This window comes from Micromonospora sp. NPDC005174 (assembly GCF_040608495.1).
In the GTDB taxonomy this organism is placed as follows: Bacteria; Actinomycetota; Actinomycetes; order Mycobacteriales; family Micromonosporaceae; genus Micromonospora.
Window position 1 is genome coordinate 1 of record NZ_JBEXIJ010000040.1, and the last position, 21,001, is coordinate 21,001.

At 64.2% G+C, this 21,001-nt stretch carries 14 protein-coding genes and 2 pseudogenes; 10 read left to right on the forward strand and 6 right to left on the reverse strand.

The window, feature by feature from the left end; genetic code table 11:
• Positions 1-906 precede the first annotated feature (906 nt).
• Entirely contained in the window at positions 907-1,527 is a 621-nt protein-coding gene (locus ABZU91_RS29285) for a GNAT family N-acetyltransferase (RefSeq protein WP_355247343.1), read from the reverse strand.
• Between the two features lie 32 nt (positions 1,528-1,559).
• Positions 1,560-2,800, reverse strand: a pseudogene (locus ABZU91_RS29290) (IS701 family transposase).
• A gap of 957 nt (positions 2,801-3,757) precedes the next feature.
• Between ABZU91_RS29290 and ABZU91_RS29295 the strand changes: the two are divergent.
• Both ABZU91_RS29295 and ABZU91_RS29300 read left to right on the forward strand, forming a co-directional pair.
• The gene (locus ABZU91_RS29295; RefSeq protein ID WP_355247346.1) at positions 3,758-4,423 is read left to right on the forward strand and encodes a hypothetical protein; all 666 of its coding nucleotides are present in this window, start codon (positions 3,758-3,760) and stop codon (positions 4,421-4,423) included.
• Positions 4,424-4,430: 7 nt separating this feature from the next.
• Positions 4,431-6,596 (forward strand): DUF262 domain-containing protein, encoded by a 2,166-nt coding sequence (locus tag ABZU91_RS29300; protein WP_355247349.1) that lies wholly within the window; start codon positions 4,431-4,433, stop codon positions 6,594-6,596.
• A 231-nt stretch (positions 6,597-6,827) separates the two neighbouring features.
• Here the strand turns inward: ABZU91_RS29300 and ABZU91_RS29305 are convergent, their stop codons facing one another.
• Together ABZU91_RS29305 and ABZU91_RS29310 are read right to left on the reverse strand one after the other, a co-directional pair.
• Positions 6,828-10,820: a hypothetical protein gene (locus tag ABZU91_RS29305; RefSeq protein ID WP_355247352.1), complete on the reverse strand. Its 3,993-nt coding sequence runs from the start codon at positions 10,818-10,820 to the stop codon at positions 6,828-6,830.
• A gap of 470 nt (positions 10,821-11,290) precedes the next feature.
• Positions 11,291-11,704 carry a hypothetical protein gene (locus tag ABZU91_RS29310; protein WP_355247354.1) on the reverse strand — a complete coding sequence of 138 codons (414 nt, stop codon included), beginning with the start codon at positions 11,702-11,704 and terminating at the stop codon, positions 11,291-11,293.
• A gap of 160 nt (positions 11,705-11,864) precedes the next feature.
• Between ABZU91_RS29310 and ABZU91_RS29315 the strand changes: the two genes are divergently transcribed.
• The 5 genes and pseudogenes from ABZU91_RS29315 to ABZU91_RS29335 all read left to right on the forward strand — a co-directional run bounded on the left by ABZU91_RS29315 (position 11,865) and on the right by ABZU91_RS29335 (position 16,877).
• Entirely contained in the window at positions 11,865-12,647 is a 783-nt protein-coding gene (locus ABZU91_RS29315; RefSeq protein WP_355247357.1) for a hypothetical protein, read from the forward strand.
• A 731-nt stretch (positions 12,648-13,378) separates the two neighbouring features.
• Positions 13,379-13,714 (forward strand): annotated as a pseudogene (locus ABZU91_RS29320) (RICIN domain-containing protein); the annotation flags it as partial.
• 159 nt (positions 13,715-13,873) lie between these two features.
• Positions 13,874-15,016 carry a hypothetical protein gene (locus ABZU91_RS29325; RefSeq protein ID WP_355247476.1) on the forward strand — a complete coding sequence of 381 codons (1,143 nt, stop codon included), beginning with the start codon at positions 13,874-13,876 and terminating at the stop codon, positions 15,014-15,016.
• A gap of 111 nt (positions 15,017-15,127) precedes the next feature.
• Positions 15,128-16,264 carry a hypothetical protein gene (locus ABZU91_RS29330; RefSeq protein WP_355247359.1) on the forward strand — a complete coding sequence of 379 codons (1,137 nt, stop codon included), beginning with the start codon at positions 15,128-15,130 and terminating at the stop codon, positions 16,262-16,264.
• Positions 16,265-16,325: 61 nt separating this feature from the next.
• Positions 16,326-16,877, forward strand: a complete 552-nt coding sequence (locus ABZU91_RS29335; protein WP_355247362.1) for a hypothetical protein — start codon at positions 16,326-16,328, stop codon at positions 16,875-16,877.
• A 449-nt stretch (positions 16,878-17,326) separates the two neighbouring features.
• Here ABZU91_RS29335 and ABZU91_RS29340 read toward each other — a convergent pair whose 3' ends face one another.
• Entirely contained in the window at positions 17,327-18,271 is a 945-nt protein-coding gene (locus ABZU91_RS29340) for a CU044_5270 family protein (protein WP_355247365.1), read from the reverse strand.
• Positions 18,268-18,870, reverse strand: coding sequence for an RNA polymerase sigma factor (locus ABZU91_RS29345; RefSeq protein ID WP_355247368.1), 603 nt, complete (start codon positions 18,868-18,870; stop codon positions 18,268-18,270). Before ABZU91_RS29345 ends, ABZU91_RS29340 begins: the two co-directional genes overlap by 4 nt.
• Before the next feature lie 382 nt (positions 18,871-19,252).
• Here ABZU91_RS29345 and ABZU91_RS29350 point away from each other — a divergent pair, with 382 nt between their 5' ends.
• From ABZU91_RS29350 to ABZU91_RS29360, 3 genes are all read left to right on the forward strand, one after another.
• Positions 19,253-19,972: a hypothetical protein gene (locus tag ABZU91_RS29350; RefSeq protein ID WP_355247371.1), complete on the forward strand. Its 720-nt coding sequence runs from the start codon at positions 19,253-19,255 to the stop codon at positions 19,970-19,972.
• A gap of 311 nt (positions 19,973-20,283) precedes the next feature.
• On the forward strand, positions 20,284-20,487 hold the full coding sequence (locus tag ABZU91_RS29355) for a UDP binding domain-containing protein (protein WP_355247374.1): 204 nt from the start codon (positions 20,284-20,286) through the stop codon (positions 20,485-20,487).
• Positions 20,488-20,509: 22 nt separating this feature from the next.
• Entirely contained in the window at positions 20,510-20,932 is a 423-nt protein-coding gene (locus ABZU91_RS29360; protein WP_355247377.1) for a hypothetical protein, read from the forward strand.
• Positions 20,933-21,001: the final 69 nt, after the last annotated feature.

Here is a 21,001-nt window from a genome sequence, read left to right on the forward strand (position 1 = left end):
TGCTCCGCCGCCTCGCCCGAGGCGAACCCGCCACCCGCCAACAACGCCTCACCTTCGACACACCCGACTGACAGCAATGTGAAACGCCCTCTTAGTGTCCTTCAGCATGCGCCCAATATCGATGCCGACTGTTGCGTCGTCACCCGCGAGTTCGAGTAGCGACTGCGCACGGCCGCGGTCAACGAGTGCCGCTTCACGGGTAGCGAAACCGAAACGTCGCAGCTGCCACCGCTTGCCATCGGGCTGCTTTGGTAGCTCGATTCGGTAGGCCCACGTGCCGTGGGTGGCGCTCCACGCCCCACAGGCGCGGCGCAGCCTCGGACATGCGGTGCCGATCTTGTTCTTGTTCCCATCACGGCATGAGCAACTCTTGAACGGCGATCCCCGTGACACGTGTTACTCCCGGTAGGCGCGCCTACGCCTTGCGATCGGGTCCGCAGGCGGTGGTCTGTCGCTGACTTGAGTTGGACAGGTTTGGTCAAGGTCTAGGACCCGTCGCCTTGCTTGCGAAGGGGGCAGCGACTGCAGCGGGGACGTAGAGGTCGCGCCCTCTTTCGTCGCGCATCGTCTCAACCGCTTGCTTTCGGCGGCAAAACCACCCAAATAATCCCGAATGCCCGATCCAGCCACGCTGACATAGTAAAACACGCATGAGTAGGAGAAGCTGAGACAGCTCGACTGCTCGAAGGAGTGACTAAACGATGTCCCGGTCACCCCGGGGATGTCCGGTGAGCTTGTTGCCGCCTTTGGGCGGCGCTCGCCACGGATGTTGGTGCGGCAGCAGCGGGTGACCGGGTCAGCCGGGCCTAGTACTCCAGCAGGAGATTCGTTTCATAGCTCGGTGAGGGCTTGTCGGGCGTAGTGGCTGGCCACGGCTTGTCCTTGGTACCGTCGCCGAAAAACGCTCTACTGCTGGTTGGGCCCGTCTTGTCCATCAGGAGACGGGTAGTAGCGACCTGCCGTTGCCGCTCGGGTACGCCATTCCGTAGCCAGGACGGCGAAGATGAGTTGATCGACCCACTCTCCGCGGAATAGATAACTTTCAACATGGCGTGCCTCCTGGCGCATGCCGAGTCGGGTCATGAGGCGGACGGACGCTTCATTTTTGCCATGGCACCGAGCGTAAATTCGGTGCAGGGCGAACTCATTAAAGCCCCAGTCCATGAGCGCCGTAGCGGCTTCCGTGGCCAGCCCCCGACCCCCATGGTCGGGGTGAAAGACGTAACCGATTTCGGCAGCTCGATCCAGCGCACTACGCCAAACCAACTCGACGGTCCCGACAACACCGGCATCGGTCGCCGCGGCCAAGGTCAGGCAGTCGCCTACGGCGCGCAGCGCGTCCTCGCCCGCCATGGCGAGCACCGACTCCCGGGACTGCTCGCGGGTACGCGGCACCCCGCCGGTGCTGTACGTCCAGCGGACGACATCGGGCCGGCACTGCCAGGCATATACGTCGTCGAGGTCATCCAAAGTAATGGAGCGCAAGGTGAGGCGTGGCGTCCGAATGGGGAGGGTCGGCTGGAACATCAAGCGATCTTAGTACTCCAGCAGAGATCCGTTTAAGGTTCCGTGAGGGCTTGTCGGGTGTAGTGGCTGGTCCTGGCCTGTTTCTGATGCCGGCGTCGGTAGATGGACCAGGTGATGACGTCGGCGATGCGTCGGGGTGGGTCGATGACCAGGGCGTGGAAGAGTCGGCGTAGTTCGTTGACGGTTATCGCAATCAAGCTGTCCGGGTTTTCGGTGCTGGCTGCCGTCGCGGCGGCGAGGAAAGCGTGAGCGGCGATGGCCAGGGAGGTCCAGCGGTGCCAGGCTTTCCAGCGGCGGTGTTGGTGCTGGTCGAGTCCGAGGCCGCTTTTGGTGGCCTGGAACGATTCTTCGATGCTCCAACGCCGGCCGGCGACGGCGACCAGGTGGTGCAGGGCGACGGGTTGCGGACTCCAGCAGCGGTAGAACGCCAGCTCGCCGGTGCTGCGGTTGCGGCGGATCAGCATCCAGTGATGGCCGCCGTGCGGGTCCGCGGCCAGGGGCAGGCTGATGAACGCCCAGTCGTAGTAACGGAAACCGTTCGCGCCGGTGCCGGCGGACAGTCGTTGCCACGCTCGTTTCGGCAGGCCGGAGGCGATCAGGTCGGCCCGCTGAACGCCGAGGCCGGTCGGTGCCCGGTGGGAGCAGGCCACCGCGAGGACATAGCCGAGCCCAGGCCGCGAAGTGCGGCCGCCAGCTGTGGGTCGCCGCCGTAGGCCTCATCGCCGGCGACCCACCGACACGGCAGCCCACCGGCCACCGCAGTTTCGATCAGCCGGCGTGCAAGCTGTGGCTTCGTGGCGAAGGCGACGGGGTCGGGCACGCCCGCCTTAGCACGTCGTGCCGGGTCTTCGGACCAAGATTTCGACAGGTAGAGCGCAACGTCCAGCAACGTATGCCCGAGCGGTGAGGCATACGACGACAGATGGACCGCGAGCTGACAGTTCTCGACCTTCCCGGCGGTGCCGGAATACTGCCGTTGCACCCCGACGGTGTGCACGCCCTTCTTCAGGTCGCCGGTCTCATCGACCACGAGGATCCCGTCCGGGTGTCCGAGTCGGGCCGTGACGAACTCCCGCGCGTCAGCACGCACGGCAGCGTCGTCCCAACTGGCCCGGCCGATCAGATCCTGCATTCCGCCCGGACCGTCGTCGCCGGCGTGTTCCGCGATGGTCCAGCAATTCTTGACCGGCAGCGGTGCGAGCAGCCCGGCCACGAAATCACGGACCCGCCGCCGCGGCTCGGGCCGGGTGAAGCGCGCCTCGATCGTGTCCATCAGCTCGCCGAACAGCTCAGACCATCGCTGAGCATCTACTCTGTAGGCGGCAGCCACCGCCGCATCTTCTGCAGTCCACACAACCGCTGAGACTCGACGGTGGCTGCCTGCTGCCCACGCACAAAACCACACCGACACCGCAGCTCGGAAAAGATCTCCCGCTGGAGTACTAGTACTGCAATATCAACGGCAACGCCTGGCAGTTCCGCCACGCCATCGCTCAGGATCAACTCACCGCGTTCGTGCAGCCAAACATGCTCCGTCGGAGCGCGACGCCCGGGACAGCTACGCCGCCCGGCAACTGGCACCTTTGCTGCGGGAACGGAGCGACCTCAACGGCGCGATGGCGGTGCTGCGCCGACTTGCCACGCCGGGTACAGGTCCGCCGCCGACCAACTGGCGGAATCGCTGCGAGAGCAGATCCGCTAGAACGACGCCCGGGCTGGTCGAAGAGTAACGGTATCCGGACCTGCCGCAGGCGCAGCGCCCCGTCAGGGTCCGCTCGTGCCGATGAGCGGGGGTCGCCAACGGGCGTTCACCGCCCCCCGGGCTTGATAGGCCCGGCGGTGCGATCCGGTGGCCGTCATGCTGATCATTCATTTCATGCGTAGCACCCCCTCACTCCTTACCTTCATCGGCTCGTCCGAGTGATCCAGGCATGGGCCCGCGCGACTTAGCCACGCCGAGCTTGACCAGGCGCCCTCCTCCGCGCTGATGTCGTAGACACCAAGAGAGAGGTCAACCGGGTTTACGAGCTTCGCCGCAGGTGCCAGGCGAAGAACAAGACTTACTGAACCGGGCACCGTAGTTTGACCAGAACGGACGTCAACTGTCCGGGTGTATAGCAAGAAGGCGGGCTTAACGGAACACGGAGCGACTGTCGCGCATCAGACAGAGATGCATGACGACCTATGCGCATAGCATGCAGCTACATTCAGTCAGGCCGGGAGGCGGTACGTGTTGGGCGCAGGAACCGTCGCTAAGCAGTTTGCGGAAGACCCAGGATCGGTCTTTTTTAACGTGATTCGGACCGCGCCCGAGCCGATCAACGCGCAAGCGATCAAGGCCAAGGTAATTGAGGCGGGCGTCACGAGGGCAGACGCCGATTACCGCTGGAGGCTTTTCCAACGCGGCGTCAAGTGGCATCCACAGATAATAGCCGTGAACAAGAAGTATGGATGGTCGGCCGAACGGCAGTCTGCCCGGAGCTCACTCGACGTGCTGGCCGGGTATTTGCTCAAGAATTTGCCGCCTTGGGTCGCCCAACATCTCGTGCAGAACGTGGCTGCTGCGCTCGACGCCAACGGGACGACCGCTGCTGGATGGGACCACGAGTTCGAGGAGGCCAGGTTGGTTGCCGATCTTGCCGTGGCAGTCGAGGTTCTGCAGTCTCGCGGCGAAACGATCACAGAAGTCGTGAAGCTCCTCACCGATGAGACACGGCGCAAGCGGCTGTGGCCGCTCGGCCGGCCCGGCGAGAGTCTCCCATTTGACCCGGACTCCCATGAGGCTGAGTCGGGTGCACCGGACGCCGGAGCCGTCGTTCGGGTAGTGCGCTCCGGCTATATTTGGCGCGGAAGGGGTGAGCCTATCGTGGCCGCCAAAGCGCTCGTGGCGCTTTAGGTCGGGCATGGCCAGGAGACGCAACGCCAAGAAGCTGGTCAGTGCCCGAGAGCAATCGATCGATGCGTTGTTCAGCACAGAGTCGTTCGCTCTCGACTACTACCAGCGCGAATACGTCTGGGACGAACCGCAGGTCTCGCGGCTGATGAACGACCTCTCCCGAAAGTTTCTCGATCAGTGGAGTGACGAGCACTCACTGGCCGACGTGAAATCGTACGATCCGTACTTCCTCGGCCCGTACATTATCTGCACCGCGGGCGGGCGGACCTCGCTGGTCGACGGCCAGCAGCGCATCATCACGCTCCTACTACTGTTGATCTATCTGCACCGGCAGGCAGCGGCGACTCCGAAGGCAAGCAGCAGGGCCGGCAAACTCTTGACCTTGATCATGTCCGAGCGGTTCGGCAGGCGGACATTCCGTGTGGACGTCGACGAGTACGGTGCCTGCTTTAACGCTCTGCTAAACGACCGTGGATTCGACCGCGCAACCGCGCGGCCTCCTATCCGCCGCATCTGGCAGGCGTACCAGTACATCGACATCCACTACCCATCACAGTTGCACGGCGATGTCTTGGTCATGTTCATCGACTGGCTGCTCTACCGGGTCTCTCTGGTCGTGATGGACGCAGGCGACCGCGACCGGGCAGAGGAGATGTTCCAGTCGATCAACGACTGCGGCGTCCGGCTCTCGCCGATGGACCACCTCAAGCGTTTCCTGCTCAGTGACGCCGAAGCGGATCCACGTGAGCAAGAAGGCGCATGGATCACGATGGTGTCAGCTCTGGAAGACGTTGAGAAGGGCGCCGCGTTCGCCTACCTTCGGACCGTCTTCCGGGCGAGATTTCCTGAGACCGTGCACAAGCCGGGGCCGAGCCTGAACGACGCAACACACGAGTGGGTGCGGGCGCACGAGGCTGAGATCTGGCCCAACCGCAAGAACGGCGACCGGGTCCGCCTTGTCACCGAAGTGCTGTACCCCTTCCACACCACATACGCCACGCTGCTGCAAGCACGATCCCGGATCAACCCGCATTTGCGGGCCGTGCGATACAACACATTCAACGGCATCGCCGAGCAGTTCGACCTCACCCTCGCTGCCCTGCGGTCCGGTGACTCGGAGACAGAGCGGGTACAGAAAGCCGGCTTGGTGGCCAATTTTCTCGATCTTTTCTACGTGACGCAGACGCTTGGCGACGAACCGGTCGAGCAGCGACACATCGATGAGCTCGTCTCCGCGGTCATGCCTGCCGTACGACTGTCCGAGTCGGTTGGGGAGCTTAGCCGCGCCCTCGGGGAACACGCCGCAGACTGGCCAGTCCGGCTGCAACTCATCCCGGACCTGCGCTACGACACCAAACGCAGATTTGTGCACTACGTGTTGACTCGCCTGACCGCATGGGTCGAAATGGGCGCGACCAATGGCGAGGCAGATCCCACCGACCGCTTCCTCCTGCGCCGAGACCGTGACCGCGACTTCGAGATCGAACACCTTTTCACCAGCACGGCGTCGAAGTATGCGCACAAGGCACCCGACGCCCGCTACTACGGCTTCCTGCGGAATCGGATTGGGGCGCTCCTGCTCTTGGACGGCCCCGACAACGGTAGCTACGGCGGGATGCTTTTGGAGAAAAAGCTCGCGTCGTACCGGAAGGACACTCTGCTGGCCGGGATGCTCAACCCGGACTTCTTTCAACGAGGCAACGTCCGGCTCCGGAAGTTCCTCACCGGCGAAGGCCTGTACGGCATGATCGCTACCTATGACGCAAGCACCGCGCTGGAGCCGTTTATCGAGGCGCGCGGTCGCTTCTACTGCGAGATCGCCAAGAAGATATGGAGCCTCGACGCGCTCGGACTGGCCTCGCTGCCAACGCCCGGCCCCCTCGCGCCCGGGAAGCGCACTCGCTACGGTGTCCGGTTCCAGGACTTGGTTGAGGCAGGCTTGGTAAGCGTGGGAGATCGGCTCGTCGGCCGCAGACGTGGCGAATTGTACTACGCCCGAGTCCGCCCAGACGGAAGCATCGAGACCGCTTCCGGAGTGGCAAGCGCGCCTACCAAAGCGATGGAAGACGCGGTCGGCGTAGCAAGCAACGGCTGGGCCTTCTGGGAGGTCGAAGGGACCAAGGAGCGGCTAGACACCATCCGGCAGCGCTACCTCGAACAGGTAGCCCGTTAGAGCCTTCGGATACTACGCGGCACCTCCTCGCCACTTGGCCTACCTCGCTCCAGGCAACCTGGTCGTCGGTACTGGCTGCCGGGAGCGCGCCGGCCCGTCGGACTTCGAGATCAAGCATCCTTTGGTGGGGTTGTGGGCGGATCGCCGGAGCTCCATCCCCAAGCCCTTAGGCGCCAATCACCGCCATTCTCCTTAGTCCTCCTGAAGTCGCGCACCGACGCTGCCACTGTGCTACTTCACAAGCGCCCGCATGATGGCATCCTTGTCGATCTCGCCGAGCGCGGCGAAAGTCGCGATGACGAAGCGGGTGGCGAGTTCGCGCGACGAGCCTCTGGCGTGAGCGTCACGCAGGAGGGTGGCGGCGATGGGCAGGGGATCTGGCACCGGGATTGCATCGGGGTGATTGGTGTCGATGAGTGCTTGGCGAGTTGCAGCAACCAGGTGGACAACTGGTTCACCTTCTGCGGCGGTGATCTCGATCGTGGTGGCGAGCAGGCAGGCAGCAACGCTGGCCGCCGGGGCTGGTCTTCCAAGGAAGGTGTTGGCGCCGCACACGGCCAAGTAGAGCCAGTTAGGGGTTGTGGCCGGCGCATGGGTTCGGACATGCATGGTGAGGATCTGGTAGAACCCCAGAGTGCGACTCACGTCTGCCCATGTGGCCGGTCGGGCGAGTGCGGCGCCGACGGCGGCGGGGTGCCAGTTGTCGGCGGTGGCGAGCTCGAGCAGGCGTCGTTCATCCAGCGGCATGTGACCAACGCGGCCCGTGATCAGTCGCTTGATGCAGTCTTCGTACTCGTCTTCGGTCATCGCATCGGTGGTGAGCAACTGATGTAGAACCGCCACGGTGGAGGCAGCCTGAACGCCCGTGCTGCGGGCGAGGAGGCGCAGGGCTGGGTCGTCGCTCCAGAGAACAGCATGCTCCGCGCGTGCGAGGTCGAGTGGCGATACCCAGACACCGAGCGCGCCGGGCAAGGGCTCGTCGAAGGTACGCCCTGTGAGCGGGGTGCTGCGGCGGGTGAGCGCTTCGATCGCGGCCTGGAGCCGTTCGGCGTCTTGGGCCAGCCGGTCCGCTTCGGTTTGCGTGGTCTCATCGAACAGCAGGCGGTCGGGGCGTTCCTCATACCGCATCGAGCCGGTGGTCCGCAGCGCCAGGGAGTCTTTGGCGGCGAGAGAGTCGAGCATGACGTCGTCGGTGGTTAGAACCCGGGCGAATCGACTCATCGCGGCGCGACGGACGTCGTCGGGGAGCGTGAGTAGTACCATGGCCGCCGGCGTATCGATCACGATGTCCTGGTCTTCGGCCGCTTGTGCGGCGTTGAGGCAGGCGCTGAACTCGCCGCGCTGCGGTACGTGGGCCGGCAGGACGCCGTCGCCGCGGCGTAGACATATCTCGGCGTAGCTGCGTCGGGCCGCGACAGCGAGCATTGCGAGCGGGACTTGGCCATGAGCGAGGCTATGCGCGAGGCGGCGCCACATCAGCTGCTGGTCGCTGGTGCGTCGCATCAGGGCGATCATGTCGGTTCGCAGCTGGTCGGGATCGGCACTCTGCATTCGCCGCAGATACTGGCTGTTGGGCCAGCGTTGGAAGAACTGTTCCGACTCCGCGGCGAGCTGAACGCGGAGTCGATCAGGCAAGTTCGCGAGTTCCGGCCACGGCACGATCAGGTTCATCAGCACGAACGCGACGAATTGTTCGTCGTCGCCGAAGCGGCGTAGCAGACGCAGAAATCCCGTGACGGTCTCTACCGGCTGACCCCGTCGCCGGTGCAGCTGGATCCAAGCTCGGGCGTCGGCGGTGTTGGACGGGTCGAGCGGTTGGGGTGCCTCGTGCAGGGCCCGCCACGCTTCGGTGACGTCGCCACGGTTCATGTGGCTTCGGACCAGCGCCCAGCGGGACCTAGTGTCTTCGGGCTCGACTTGCACCACGGTGCGTAGCAGGTCGCAAAGGCGGTCCAACCGTCCGCTGTCGTTGGCGAGCTGCGCCGCCAGCCGCAGCGCGTCAGCCCTACCGCTCCAGTCCGGTTCGGCTGCGGCGAGCAACGCGTCGAGTTCCTGTTCAGCCTCAGTAGTGCGCCCGTCGCGGGCGAGGACCTCCGCTGCGGCGTGGCGCAGCGATCGGTCACCAAAGTGGTCAGCGGCGTCGCGGAGGGTCTGAACCTGATCATCGATCAGGCCGGCCGCCTGGTAGGCCTGCGCGAGGCTGAGCGCGGCAGTGACTGACGATCGCCGACGATCACGCAGCTGCACGATCGCCGAACCCGGCCGACCGGCGCCCAGTTCCGCCATGGCGCGCAGTTCGACGGCCTCGTCTGGGTGGCGCTCAGCGAAGGCCGGGTACCGGGTCAGCCCGTCGACGCCGATTTGCGCCAGGCCCAGCAGCGCTTGGCCGAGTTGCTCGTCGCTGTCGCCTGCCAGTTCGGCAGCCCGCCACCAGTGCGGCTGTGGGTCCTGCCCGTCTGCCTGCGCGAGGTAAGCATCAATCCGCGCTCGCCCAGGCCCGTCGGGGACATGTTCGGCGCGTTGCCGGGCCAGGTCGAGCTGACCGAATGGGATTGCCGCGCTGGCGACGCACTGGCACACCTCCACTGAGGCAGCCTCGTAGGCGTTCGCCTCACGGCCAGGGGCGCCGAGCTCGAGGACACGGCGCAGATCCATGAGCAGCGTGCTCGCGTGGCAGGCCACCGCGACCGCCTCCGCGCTGTCGCCGCGATAGGTGCGTCGATCATCTCGGGCCCGGATCGCCAAGGAACGGGCTTCGCGCAGGTCGGCGTCCCAGTTCGGCGACTCGCCTCGGCGAGCGCGGGTGATTAGCAACTGCGCACGCGCGATAGCCAAGCCCGCCGCCCACTGGTCGCGCAACGCCTCGGCGAGCACATGCAGGCTGTGGTCGATGGCGTGACGGTCCAACACCTCCGACGCGTCGGCCGGCGCGGCGAGCCGGAGTCGAAGCACCGTGCGAAGGGTTCGCTCGTTCGGCTCCTGGGGTGCCCATGCCTCGACCAGGCGCGCTGCAGTGTCCCGGTCACCACCGAGCAGCGCCATGACCGCGCTGGCGAACGGCTCGCTATCCGCCGACGATGTCGTCAGGCCCGCGAGCGCGGCCTGCCGGCCGTCGTCGCTGCCGTTGTCGTCATAGATCAGCGCAGCGCGGGCTAGCCAATAGGCACGACGCGGAGGGCCCTGGCTCGCCGCAGCCGTGAACAGGTCCGCCGCCAGGATGCGGGCACCGTAGGAGGCGGCCAGTTCACCGGCGGCGAGTTGAACCTGCCAGGATGCCGCGCTGAGCCATTCTGGTCGATTTGTTTGCCATTCCCGCAGCACCTGGGCAGGGCGGGCTTCGATGGTCGTCACCGCGCTCACCAGGCGCCATGCCGACGTCGGGTCGTCACGCCAGGCCGCGAGTAGCCGAGGGCCGTTCAGCGCCGGCAATTGCCGCAGACGCTCATACATCTGCTCGTCCTGCATTGCGGTCGCAACGGGGGCCGGCGGCAGCGGACCGATCGTGACTACGGTGCCGACATCGCGGAGCACCATGTCGTAGGTCACGGTTGCTGCGGTCTGGGCGTACTCCGCGGACAGCTCCCGCAGCCGCCGCCAGACTGCAGCGGCCCGAGATGAATCACCTACCAGCGAAACCAGCCGGCTGACCACACCGGTGCGGTCGGCTTGGTCATCGCCTTCCAGCCGTAGTTCGATGATCCGCAAGGCCTTCAGCAGCCGCCACGTCAGCGCATCGCCTGTCGTGCTGTCCGGCAGCGGTATGCCGCCCTGCGCGGCTGCCGCCATCACGGCGTCATCGAGAGCCTTCAGGCGCGTACGGATCTTGGTGTTGGTCGCTCGTGGCGCAAACACGGCCCTGCGGAATGCGGGGTCGTCCGGCTGCTTGCGCGCGAGCGATGCCAACTGTGCCACTTCGGCGGAGCCCGTGTGCGGGGCGGCGACTGCGAGCCCAAGCCGTTCTTGGTCGGCGTCGAGCCCAGCGCGCCGGTCGTTCACCATCCGAAGGTAATCCAGCAGGAGAGACACAAAAGGGACGTTGCCAGCCCCGATGATCGGCGCTCGACGGACACCGACGTACATGGTCCGTGACATCGATGGACAGTCGCCGAGCACCACGAGATCATCGACGGGGCACGTGGCCCCCTGCTGGAACCGAACCTCACGAACCGTGAACTCGTCGCCAAGACCAACAATGGGATGCCGCTGCAACAGCGCGGCGAGCAAGACTGCCCCGTATGCGTGCTCCAGAGTGGTCCCGCCACCGCCCGTGGAGTAGGGGCTGGCGTGCCCACGGTCTATCGGCTCCACTAGGTCGCGCCGCTCCTTCCGCCATCAAGCGCCGTTCAGCAGAGACTGAGCGACCATCATGGCGCACCGGTACGACGTCGTCCCTCGCAGACGCGCTCTTTGCTGACTCCTGGAGAGCCGGGCTCGTCCCCGCCCGGCCTGGGCGGCCACCGCGCATCGATGACCTCGTCGACGTCACGCTCAGTGGTCCAGTCGTACCGGCTGGCCCGCAGGCCGGGAGCGACCCGGCCGTCCTGCGCATTGAGGTCGACCAGGGCGGCCTGCAGTTCCTCCTGTACGCCTCCAGCATAGCCGCGTGGCGCAGGCGGTGTTGGGACCGTCACCCTGGCCGCGATGAGGATCTGGCTGGCGTTCGAACTCACCCGCAGACGCACCCTGCAGCTGTTCTACGCGAGAGACCAGTCGGCGTCTCCGTCTTTGACGCTGGCGTCGCTGTAGGTGGTGGAGTTGGGCGAGGGCCACGTGCCGCCCGGGAAAGACCGGCTGTCTACTGCCTCGCCGTGCAGGTTGACCATGCTGGTTGCTTGGGCGGCGAGGAAGGCCGACAGGGTGAGGATTCCGGTAGCGACGATTGCCGTGTTGACGCCTGCCTCTTCCAAGACGATGCCGGCATCTACCCAGGAGAAGACGGCGGACCCGAACGCGGCTATCGCCGCGATCGCGGCGGCGATGAGCTTCGCCAGAACAACTGCCAGGGTGGTGTAGAAGGCTGCGCCGGCTGCCGCGCAGGCGAGGAGATGACCGGACGTGCTCGCAACGATCGCCGTGATCCTGGACGCGGCGTCGGCGTGGCTGGTCACGCTGCTGACGTAGGCGTCTCGCGCCTGCGTAGCCCTCGCTCGACTGTAGGGCCGTGACAGGATGCCTCCTGTGCGTTCCGTGCGTTCTGCGCCTCTGCTGCTAAGTGGCGCCGCTGCTTGCTCCTTGGTACATGCCGTTGGAATCCTGACTGGCAATCCGGTGTGGCGTTACGCCGAGGTGTCGAGCTTCGGTCTGCTCCTCGCCTTCGCTGTGGTCGCGGGATTGCCCACCCCCCGATGGGCTGTGCCCGCCGCCCTCACGCCGCTGCTTGTCGACTCGGTGCGAAGGATCCCGATGGACGCCAACGCTGCCGGCTGGCAGGCGCTCGAGCGTGGTCGTGGCGTTGACGCCCTGTCCGGGTTTAACGCGGGTCTCAGCCTCTGCGCCTCTTCATTGGTGGCAGTGACAGTGCTCCTTCTGGTGGTATGGCGCCCCGGCGTCTCACGGGGGCGGGCCACGGCAGCGGCGGCATTATTGGCGGCGTCGTTGCTCGGGTATGTGGTCGTCCGGGCGGTCGATATCTGGCTCGCGGTCCGTGTTGAACGGGTGCAGCATTTGACCGGCACCGGCCCGGACGAGACTCTGGTCGCCGTGGGCCTGGGTACTTTTCCGCCACTAGCGCTAGGGTTCATCGCGCTGGCGCTGGCCGCAGCGTTGGCTGGGCGCGGTAGGAGACTTGCCTCCTCAGGTGCGGTGTTGCTTGCCCTGATCACCGTGCCGCTCGTGGAAGCGAGCATTGAGGCAGTGCCTTTGCCCTTTGACGCAGGCCATCGCACCGCGTTGCTCGCCTGGCACGTCGCCGCGCCCAGGCTTTCGACGCCACACCTCATCTCAGCGATGACGACGGCGGCGCAGATGGCAGCGTACGCGCTGATCATCGTGGGTCTGACTAGCCGGTACCATCGGGCGCACGCCGCGTCGCCAGAGGAAGCCGTCGAATAGTGTCGTTGAGACAGAGGCTGGCACTCTGCTCGTTGGCTATCGGTTCGCGGCCCCCAGCCCTCGTTGCCGGACAAGGAGCATCGCGCTCGTCCGGTCGCGGCGGCCGCTGACCATGAGCGTGGACTCGGCACATCAGCGATGCGAGCGGGACGTCTCTACCGTCTCGTAACATCGCTAACCCATCCAGCTCGGCGTACGGCATGTGGCGTGGATGTAGGTGTCAACCCGAGCGAGCCGGTCCTGTTCTGTCACGGCATCCCGTACCACGATCAGCGTCGGTGGCCGCAGGTTGACCGTCTCGGACGAATAGGCCGGTCGAGTCATGTGGCCCGTGTCAGCACGTCACACGGTATGTCCCATTCGGGCTATGTCCAGCTAGGTCCGACACGGATCCGTGTCGGAAGTGTCTGTATTGGCGATTTATGTCCGTCGTCAAGCATGGACAGTTGTGAATCGCATCACCTTACAAGGCATTGATCAACGTCGTCGGTCGTGCGATAGTTCCTTTCTCACTGCGCGTGACGCATCCATCACTAAAAGTGTCGCGATGGGTGGCGATTCGCTTACACCGTATCGGGGGAGGATTACACTAGGTGTTAAGAATGTCTTATGTCGCACAGCTGCGACGAGGATTGGCGCACGCTTCGATCGTTGCCATCGTGGTTGCAGGAACCCTGATTTGTCTCGCTACTCCAGCCTCAGCGGCGGTTTCAAAGACTTTCGCTATCGGCATGTTCGGAGCTAACGAACAGCGAGTACTGTCGGCTACAGGCACGACCGATGGATCACCCGTAGGGGTTGCTGCGTACATCGCGGATGGGTCCCCTAACGCCAATACGCAACGGTGGAAATTCGAGTTTAGCAGCACACAGCCGTACACCCCACCGCGCCACCTCTACCGAATCATTCATGTACAAACCGGCCTCTGCCTGGGCAGAACCGGAACCGGAGGGCCGCAGGTCCAACTCAGGTCCTGCACGGCAGCTAATCTCTCCTGGTACACCCAACCGCCAGCGTATGGCGGGGGGTTCTGGCTTCGCAATAATGCAAATACTAACTGCCTTGACGGACTCTACTCGACCAGCGGCGCCTCCCTGAACAACTGTTGGAACCTGCCCACCGGTGGAAGGCCGGGAGAGCATTGGGTCTTGCGAACTGGGCCGTTCGAGTGCGCAACGGAGGGGACCGTTCTCTGCGTCCGCCCTCAACAACCGGTGTATGGCCTTATGGACACGTGGCAGCAGCATTCTATTACCTACACTGGAACCACCTACAGCAACATGCTGAATTCTGTTAAATGGGGAACGCTAGATTCGCAAGGGGCCAACAGTCGCTCGGAGGGCTTTGAATTCGGCTGGGAATCGAGATATTCCGCAGACCCGAGAGAAGAGAACGCATTTTGGGTCGAGTATGATGGAACATCATACGATTATCATGGCTTGTCGGATGTTCCCGGGGGTTCTGGTTCGGACGGGCGACTCCACACTTACATGGTAGTGCCAGGCGAAAACTCCCAGCTTGCTCTCTACTTCGACTTCAATCCAATCGCAAGCACAACAAAGGCCGAAAGCGCTCGAATTGGCGAGAGCAGCGGAGGTCTTTCTGCGGAGACGCTTGAAGCGGCCACGTTTGCGGGACCATATCAACACCGTATCCAGTTGCTCGACGGAAATTACACTTGGCGTCGCCCGTGGGTTGCCGAAGTCTCGACACGCGAGTTGTATCCCTGTGACGCGCCACGCAACGCTCCAGCCACAGGGGGACCCAACACACCACCTCGATGTCTCACGGCTTCGACCGTCGCAAAAGCAGGGACGAACCCTCCGTCGGTCGACTATTTCGAGGTCAGCAAGCCGTCCTCGGCCACCCTGCAGGCTCGTGCTTCCGCCGTACCCGTCACGGGCGCGAGCGAGTTCTACAACGGCGTCGACCAGCGAGCGTTAGCAGAATGCATGAACGCAGATGCGAGCCGGTGCGTAACCGATGTGCCAGGTCTGGCCGAGTGCATCGGGGCACACAAAGCATGCAACATGAATGTTCAGCGTTCACGCCCGGAGCGTGGGACCAAGCCGAGGGGCGTGAGTGAGCGGCAGGCATTGGATTTGGCTCGTAAAGCGTTGACCCTTTCTAGCCGCTCATCTGAAACTGCCAAAGTTCGCACGATTTCTGCTCAAAAACCTGCGAGCGCGATGGCAGGTTCCTCTCAAACGCTGCCTCAGCGAGACGTCATCGTCGTTGAAGGGCGGGAGAAGGTTCGAAGCCTGCTTGGTCGCCAAACCGAGGGATACGACGGTTATCGGCTCGCCTTTGATCCCGTAAATGGCTCCCTGCTCCACGCATGTCTGGGCGCATGCCCCGCTCTGCAATGACCTGCCGTAACGCCTGAGCATCTGTAAAGGACAAGCATGAGTCAACGCAACAAGGCTCCCTCGTCGGTTTCAGCAGTGCGACGCATGCTCCGGTGGACGTCAGCTGGTCTGGTGGCGACTCTCACGCTCGCGGCATTTGCGCCTTCCGCGACTGCGTCGGCCGCCGGGCCACCTGCCCAATCGTCCGCGTTGAATGGTGGCGGTCCGATAGGAACCCTCGCGGCGCTGGACCTCAAGCAGGAGTGTGCCACGCGAGCTGAGGCGCTAACCCCGACCGGCTGGTCGCTAAGCCGCTTCGAACAGTGCCATCGCCGCGACAACTACCGGATCAACCTACGCGAGACCAACGGTGAGTACATCGGCTTCGTCGAGGTTGATATATGGATTCTCGGTTTCGCGTACGACGGCAGCCGACGAGTTGACTACCTGGCAAGTCTGGAAGACATAAAAATGGCAAGCCAACTAGATGAGAGCGTCATGGAGTTGGAAGTGTCTCTGCGAGGCTGCGAACGCGCAGACCTCGTCTGCCCAGGGCCAACACGTCGAACAGACCTCATTCGCCAGTGGTACGAACGGCCCACCGCGGACGCGATGGTAGTAACCTCCCCCGACGGCGCCGGAGCAGACCCGTTTTACACTGTCGCCTTCACACCGACATTTGAGTTCAGCGTCCGCTACAAAGACGGCAGAACCATTCCCTGGACAGAGGACCTCGCACAGCACTTGGTGCGCTTCGATAGCGCTGGTCCGGCGCTAGGCGGCAAGTACAAGGGCACGGTGTTCCCGGATCACACCCCCACGTTCTCGCTGAGCCTGACAGGACCAGCCCGGCAAGAAGCCCTGCACATCCACGATGCGCTGTACAACCCCAGCAGGACGTTCCCCAGCTTCATCGGCAAGTCCCCACCCGGTTCCTCCCCACCACTGCACCGCCTCATGGACAAGACCAACCAGGACTCGAACCACAACGCAGCTGTAAAAGTTTGCAGGGACGTGTGGGGGCCGACGTACACCACCGGCGGACTTGAATGCGACGAGTACCCGTTCAAGACCACCTACGAGGGCGCTGCCAACACCACACCCTTACAAGTCTGCGGCTTCACCGCCGGCGAGCCATGGGGCTGGCACGGGTCAGCCCGGCCCATTGCCGCTCTCGACAACGGCATCGGGGGTAACGAGCTGAAAGTCTTCTACGGGGCGCAGCGGCTACTCGACTGCGACCCCTTCCACGTCACGACGGTCCCGTAACAGGCGCTACGCTCGTCAGGTCGGCCGCGCCGGCCTGACGAGCGTACGCGCGGGAGAAACGATGACCAGCCGAATCTCTCACTACGAACTATTGTTCCGACCCGACTACCGATTCTTCATCGTGCGCGACGAGGAGTGCGACGCCGCGGAGGGCGGTCAAGAGGCACTCGCCCGGTCGTACGAGCGCGGTGCTGCGGCGACGGAGTACGAGGTATACGTGACCGCCGCTCAAGACCTTCTCAAGGTACGAGCCGCCCTAGAGGTCTGGGATGAGCCGTCCGGCGCGGAAATCGGCTTCGACGACGTCTCGGCCTTCGTGCTGACATGCCCCAGCGGCACGCTACAGATGGCCGACGGCAGCGGCACCTCGATCGGAGGCATCAACCTCCCGAGCGGACCCGGCCTATACACCACGCAGGTGCAGATCCGTGGCCGGGCTGAGGCCCTCGCGGCGCTGCGGCGTCTGGACGAACCCATGACGGCGTCACCGACTTCGGCATGGACGGCCCTGTTCGCGCCCTACGACGGGATCGAGGAGTACCTGATCCGCGTCTGGTTCTCGGCGCCTTTGCCTGACGATGATGACGACGAGGCCCGTCCGCACGGGTCTTGATCGACGGAACCGCCTGAGGCGGCTGGTCCTTGGCCAGGGTTCGGCTCCGGATAGGTGGTCGAGCCGCGCAGCCCGATTTCGAACACAGCGCCAGTGGCGCAATCACCAAACTCCCAGCAGAGGTGACCACACGATGTGCAATGGAAGATGACGTCCGTAGCGGCTTCGGCCGCGCGGCCAGCCGGCCATAGGCAGGTCAGCAGCGTTCTGCCGATAAATGATCGGTGAGGGCTTGGTGCTCGCGCAGCAGCGATCGTGTCGGGCGACCTGACGGCTGTCGCAGAGCACCTGCACCCGATCGGCGACAACGACGATGTCGAGGGGTCGTCCCATCGCCACCGGATGCACCGAGTAGTCGTTAGGTCGAAACGGACCGATGCCGGCCGGTGCCCTCGCGATCGAGGGCGCCGGCCGGCTCTCGGCAGTACCGCCGTTCGTCCTGACAGGTTTCAGGACGGAAGCTTGCCGACCTCGGTAGTCGTGCCTTGTCTCATGACTGCTGAGCTGGTGGTGCCGAGAAACGCGAACGAGGCTGGGTGGAATACCAGCGCTTCAGTACCGCCAGCGGAGATGCCAACTCCCTGTCGACCTGCGCCGTCCTGCACGTTAGCTACTGCAACGACGCCTGGAAGTTGGGCCAGAGCCTTGAAGATCGCGCTCCGCTGATCAGGTCGCAGATACGTCCCTGTCATGAGAAGCGATCTTGCCCTTTCGAACGCCAGGGCGTCCTGACCCGCGATCGGTCCAGCGCTTGGTGGCGAGGAATCCTGTCGACCCGGACGATCGTCCTTCAGCCATGCCAGCACTGCAGCGGGCTCGGTGGGAAAGCTTGCTGGTAGAACACCGCGTGCGCAGCGCGAGAACTCGGAAGCGCGTATGTCCGAATCCTGGGCCTCGCGGCAGCCAGCGAGCACAACCCAAGGATCCCACGCTGCGTTGCCGCCCTCTGGACGCTGTCGTTGCTTGCCGTCCTTCGTCGGCTCCACCGAAAGCCAGACTTGTGTCACTACCGGTGCTTGCCTGATGGTCTTGATGGAGCCGTCAGGCTGCTGAACTTGCTCCGGGTAGCTGCTGATCGTCTCGGTGAAGATGTACCCCGCGCCTTGAGGCCGTGAGGCGGTCGACTCTTGGCTTACGGCGGCAGCGTTGTCGAGGACTGTGGCGGCTCGGGGTGTGGCCGCCTGGCCGCCGGGTGTGTTCGGGCTTGGCCTCAAGGTCGCTGCCCCTGCAATAGCGCCCGCCACGGTGAGCGCCAGCACCCCGGCTTGCCACGTTTTGAGTGGCCGTTTCCGAGACGAGTCACGGAAGGCTGACGCGGGCGGACCGGCGAGAGGCTCATCACCTCGAGGGGCTAGGTCATCGCCCAACTGTTTGATGAGATCTAAGTCCTTCACACCAACTCCAAGGTGATGTCGTCAGGCAGATGTCTGCGGATCTTCTGTCGCGCCCGGTGGAGCCGTGATCGGACCGTGCCGAGCGGTATCTCGAGCGCTCGGGCTGCCTCTTCGTAAGTCAGGTCAGCCCAGGCGACCATGAGCAGCACGTCCCGCTCCCGACGGGAAAGCTTCGCCAACGCCTCCACGAGCGGCTTCCGCCAGGTGTGAGCCGAGGTTGCATCAGCGACTCGATCGGCAAGGTCCTCGTCACCTCGATCCTCAAAAGAACGCGAGAGGGCCCGGTACCTGGCCTGCTCAACCCGGTGATGACGAGCGATCTCTCTGATCGCAATGGCGAAGAACCATGGCCGAGCATCACTGTGGCTGAGGTCGTACGTCCGCCTGGCGCGGAAGGCCTTCATGAAGGTTTCAGCGACGACATCCTCCGCGGCCTCCCGTCCTAGACGGCGGTACGCGTACCCGTGCAACACCCTGGCGTGCCGTTCGTACAGCACGCCAAACCGGCCAGGCTGCGCTAGCGACTCCTCGATGACCTCGGCGTCGGTGCTCTCGCCCGCGCGCGAGGGGCCTTGAGCGCCGTCCTCCGTGTCGATCACTGCCTCAACCCCGCCTCCCTGGATCGTCTCGTTGGACGTCCCATCTATGCACGGGAGGGACCAAGGGTTCGCTCGCTGGACGCCATCGACGGCAGTGTTACCGATTCGTTATAAATACAGACGGTCACCAAACTTTCACGGAAGGCTCTCTGACCTGCTTGTTCATGCTGCCGCTCGGAGTACTCCCCGCGACAAAGTAAGCGCAGAAGCGTCGATGTGATTTGACGATGCGGTTGGGGTCCAAATTGTGGCCCAGCTTGCTGTTAGCCTGAGGACCGCCACTTGGGCAACAAAACATTTGTTGCTTAGCGGGCGACTCATTTTCGCATGGCTTCACGACGATTCTCGCTGCAAGCCAAAGCTCACACGGGGGAAGGAATTGATGGCAACTTCGAAGAGGTTAGTTCGTCTCCTGCTGGCCGCAGCCACTGCCGTAACCGCAGTGGCCGCAACTGGAGGACCTGCACAGGCCGGCCAGGCCTCGGCAATGTCGGCAGATGCGACGGTGTCGGTGGCTCTTCAGTCGCTGATGGAGTTGTACCCGGGATCCCAGGTGGTCAGCGAAGACACCCTTCGGATCGCTCCTGGCGTCGAGATCAGCATGCCGGCCGACCAGCCGCGGGACAAACGTGTCCTCTCCAAGGAGGCTGTCAAGGCAGCCCTCGCGTCTCCCAATCCTGTCCGGCCCGCCGCATCACTTCCAGCTTCGGCTCCGACTGCGGCTAAGGCTCCGGCTCGATCAAGCAAGCCGGCTGATCGCACGTTCGCAGCCGCCGGCGGTTCGGTCTACACGTGCGAATACAAGTACCTCTGCATGTGGGCGGACGCGGGTTACATCGCGGGATACAGAATTAGGTTCTACGACTGCGCGTTCATGGATCTCGGGGCGATTAACTTCCCGACGGGCGGCAAGTGGAACGACAAGGTGTCGGCTTACGTCAACAACCAGACGGACGGGGCCAACACCTACTTCTACAATTGGAACGGCGTGAGTAGTTGGATCTATCTCTTCGGCAGTACTGCACTCGACTGGCATAGCAACCTTGCCGCCGACACGCCTTACAACGACAAAATTGACGGGGTGCACGTCTGCGACACCTGATCGCGCACTCGGATGAGCGCGGCGGTCTCGCCGCATTCATCTGATCAGAGACGATCCCTCTCTGCCACCCCACACTCCACAGTGCGGGGTGGCAGAGGGCGGTTCGGGAGTGAGCCCTCCCGGTACCTTTGACAAGTCGTGCAGCAGCCCGGTATGTGCGGCGCTGGATCTCAAGGCGGGCAGCGATTCGGTGGTCCGGAGTCCGAACGGCATACTCCGGCCCGTTACCCTGCACGACCCCGTCGCCGCCGACCGCTTCCGCCGCGAACAACCCACCCCTCGCCGCGCACCTCGCCGACCGTGTCGACGACGTGTTCGACGACGCCGACACCATCGTGGTCGCCACCGAATGGACGCACTACCGCGACCTCGACTGGGCCAAATTCGCCCCCACCATGCGCTCACCACTCGTCCTCGACGGACGCCACTGCCTCGACGCCGACAGGCTCACCGAATTCGGCTACCGATACCTCACCATGAACTCCCCAGCTCTCCCTCCGCGCAGGCAGCCGTAGCTGCTCACGATCCACAAAACACATGAACCGGCTTCTCGCCGGGCAGGCCACCGTTTCCAACGGCAGCCTCACCGTTGTCGCGCTGGCTTTCGAGGCCGGCGTCTCTCGGATGGCCCTGGTGAAACGCCACTGCGACCTGCGCGCCGAGTTCTACGCCCGGGTCCGCGCCGAAGCCCACCAAATCCCGGAGGCCGAGCAACGACTGCGGGAGACCGCCGCCACACTGAAGATAACCGTCGCGAACCAAACCGCTGAGCTGGCCGAACTACGAGCCCTGGCCACCAACCTGACGCTCGCCAACGCGGTGCTGCGCAACATGCCCGGATCAGCGTCAACACGCGGACCCGCGGTCGACACCGCAAGGCCGAACTGCGCCGCCGACAGCAACGACCAGGACGACATCCCCGACAACCTGGTCTCCTTCAGGCGACGGCTGGCGAGGTAAAACCCTCGAGATCGGCATGCATCCACCCGGTGGCGTCAATAACCGGCGACACCGGGCTATCCGAAGCCC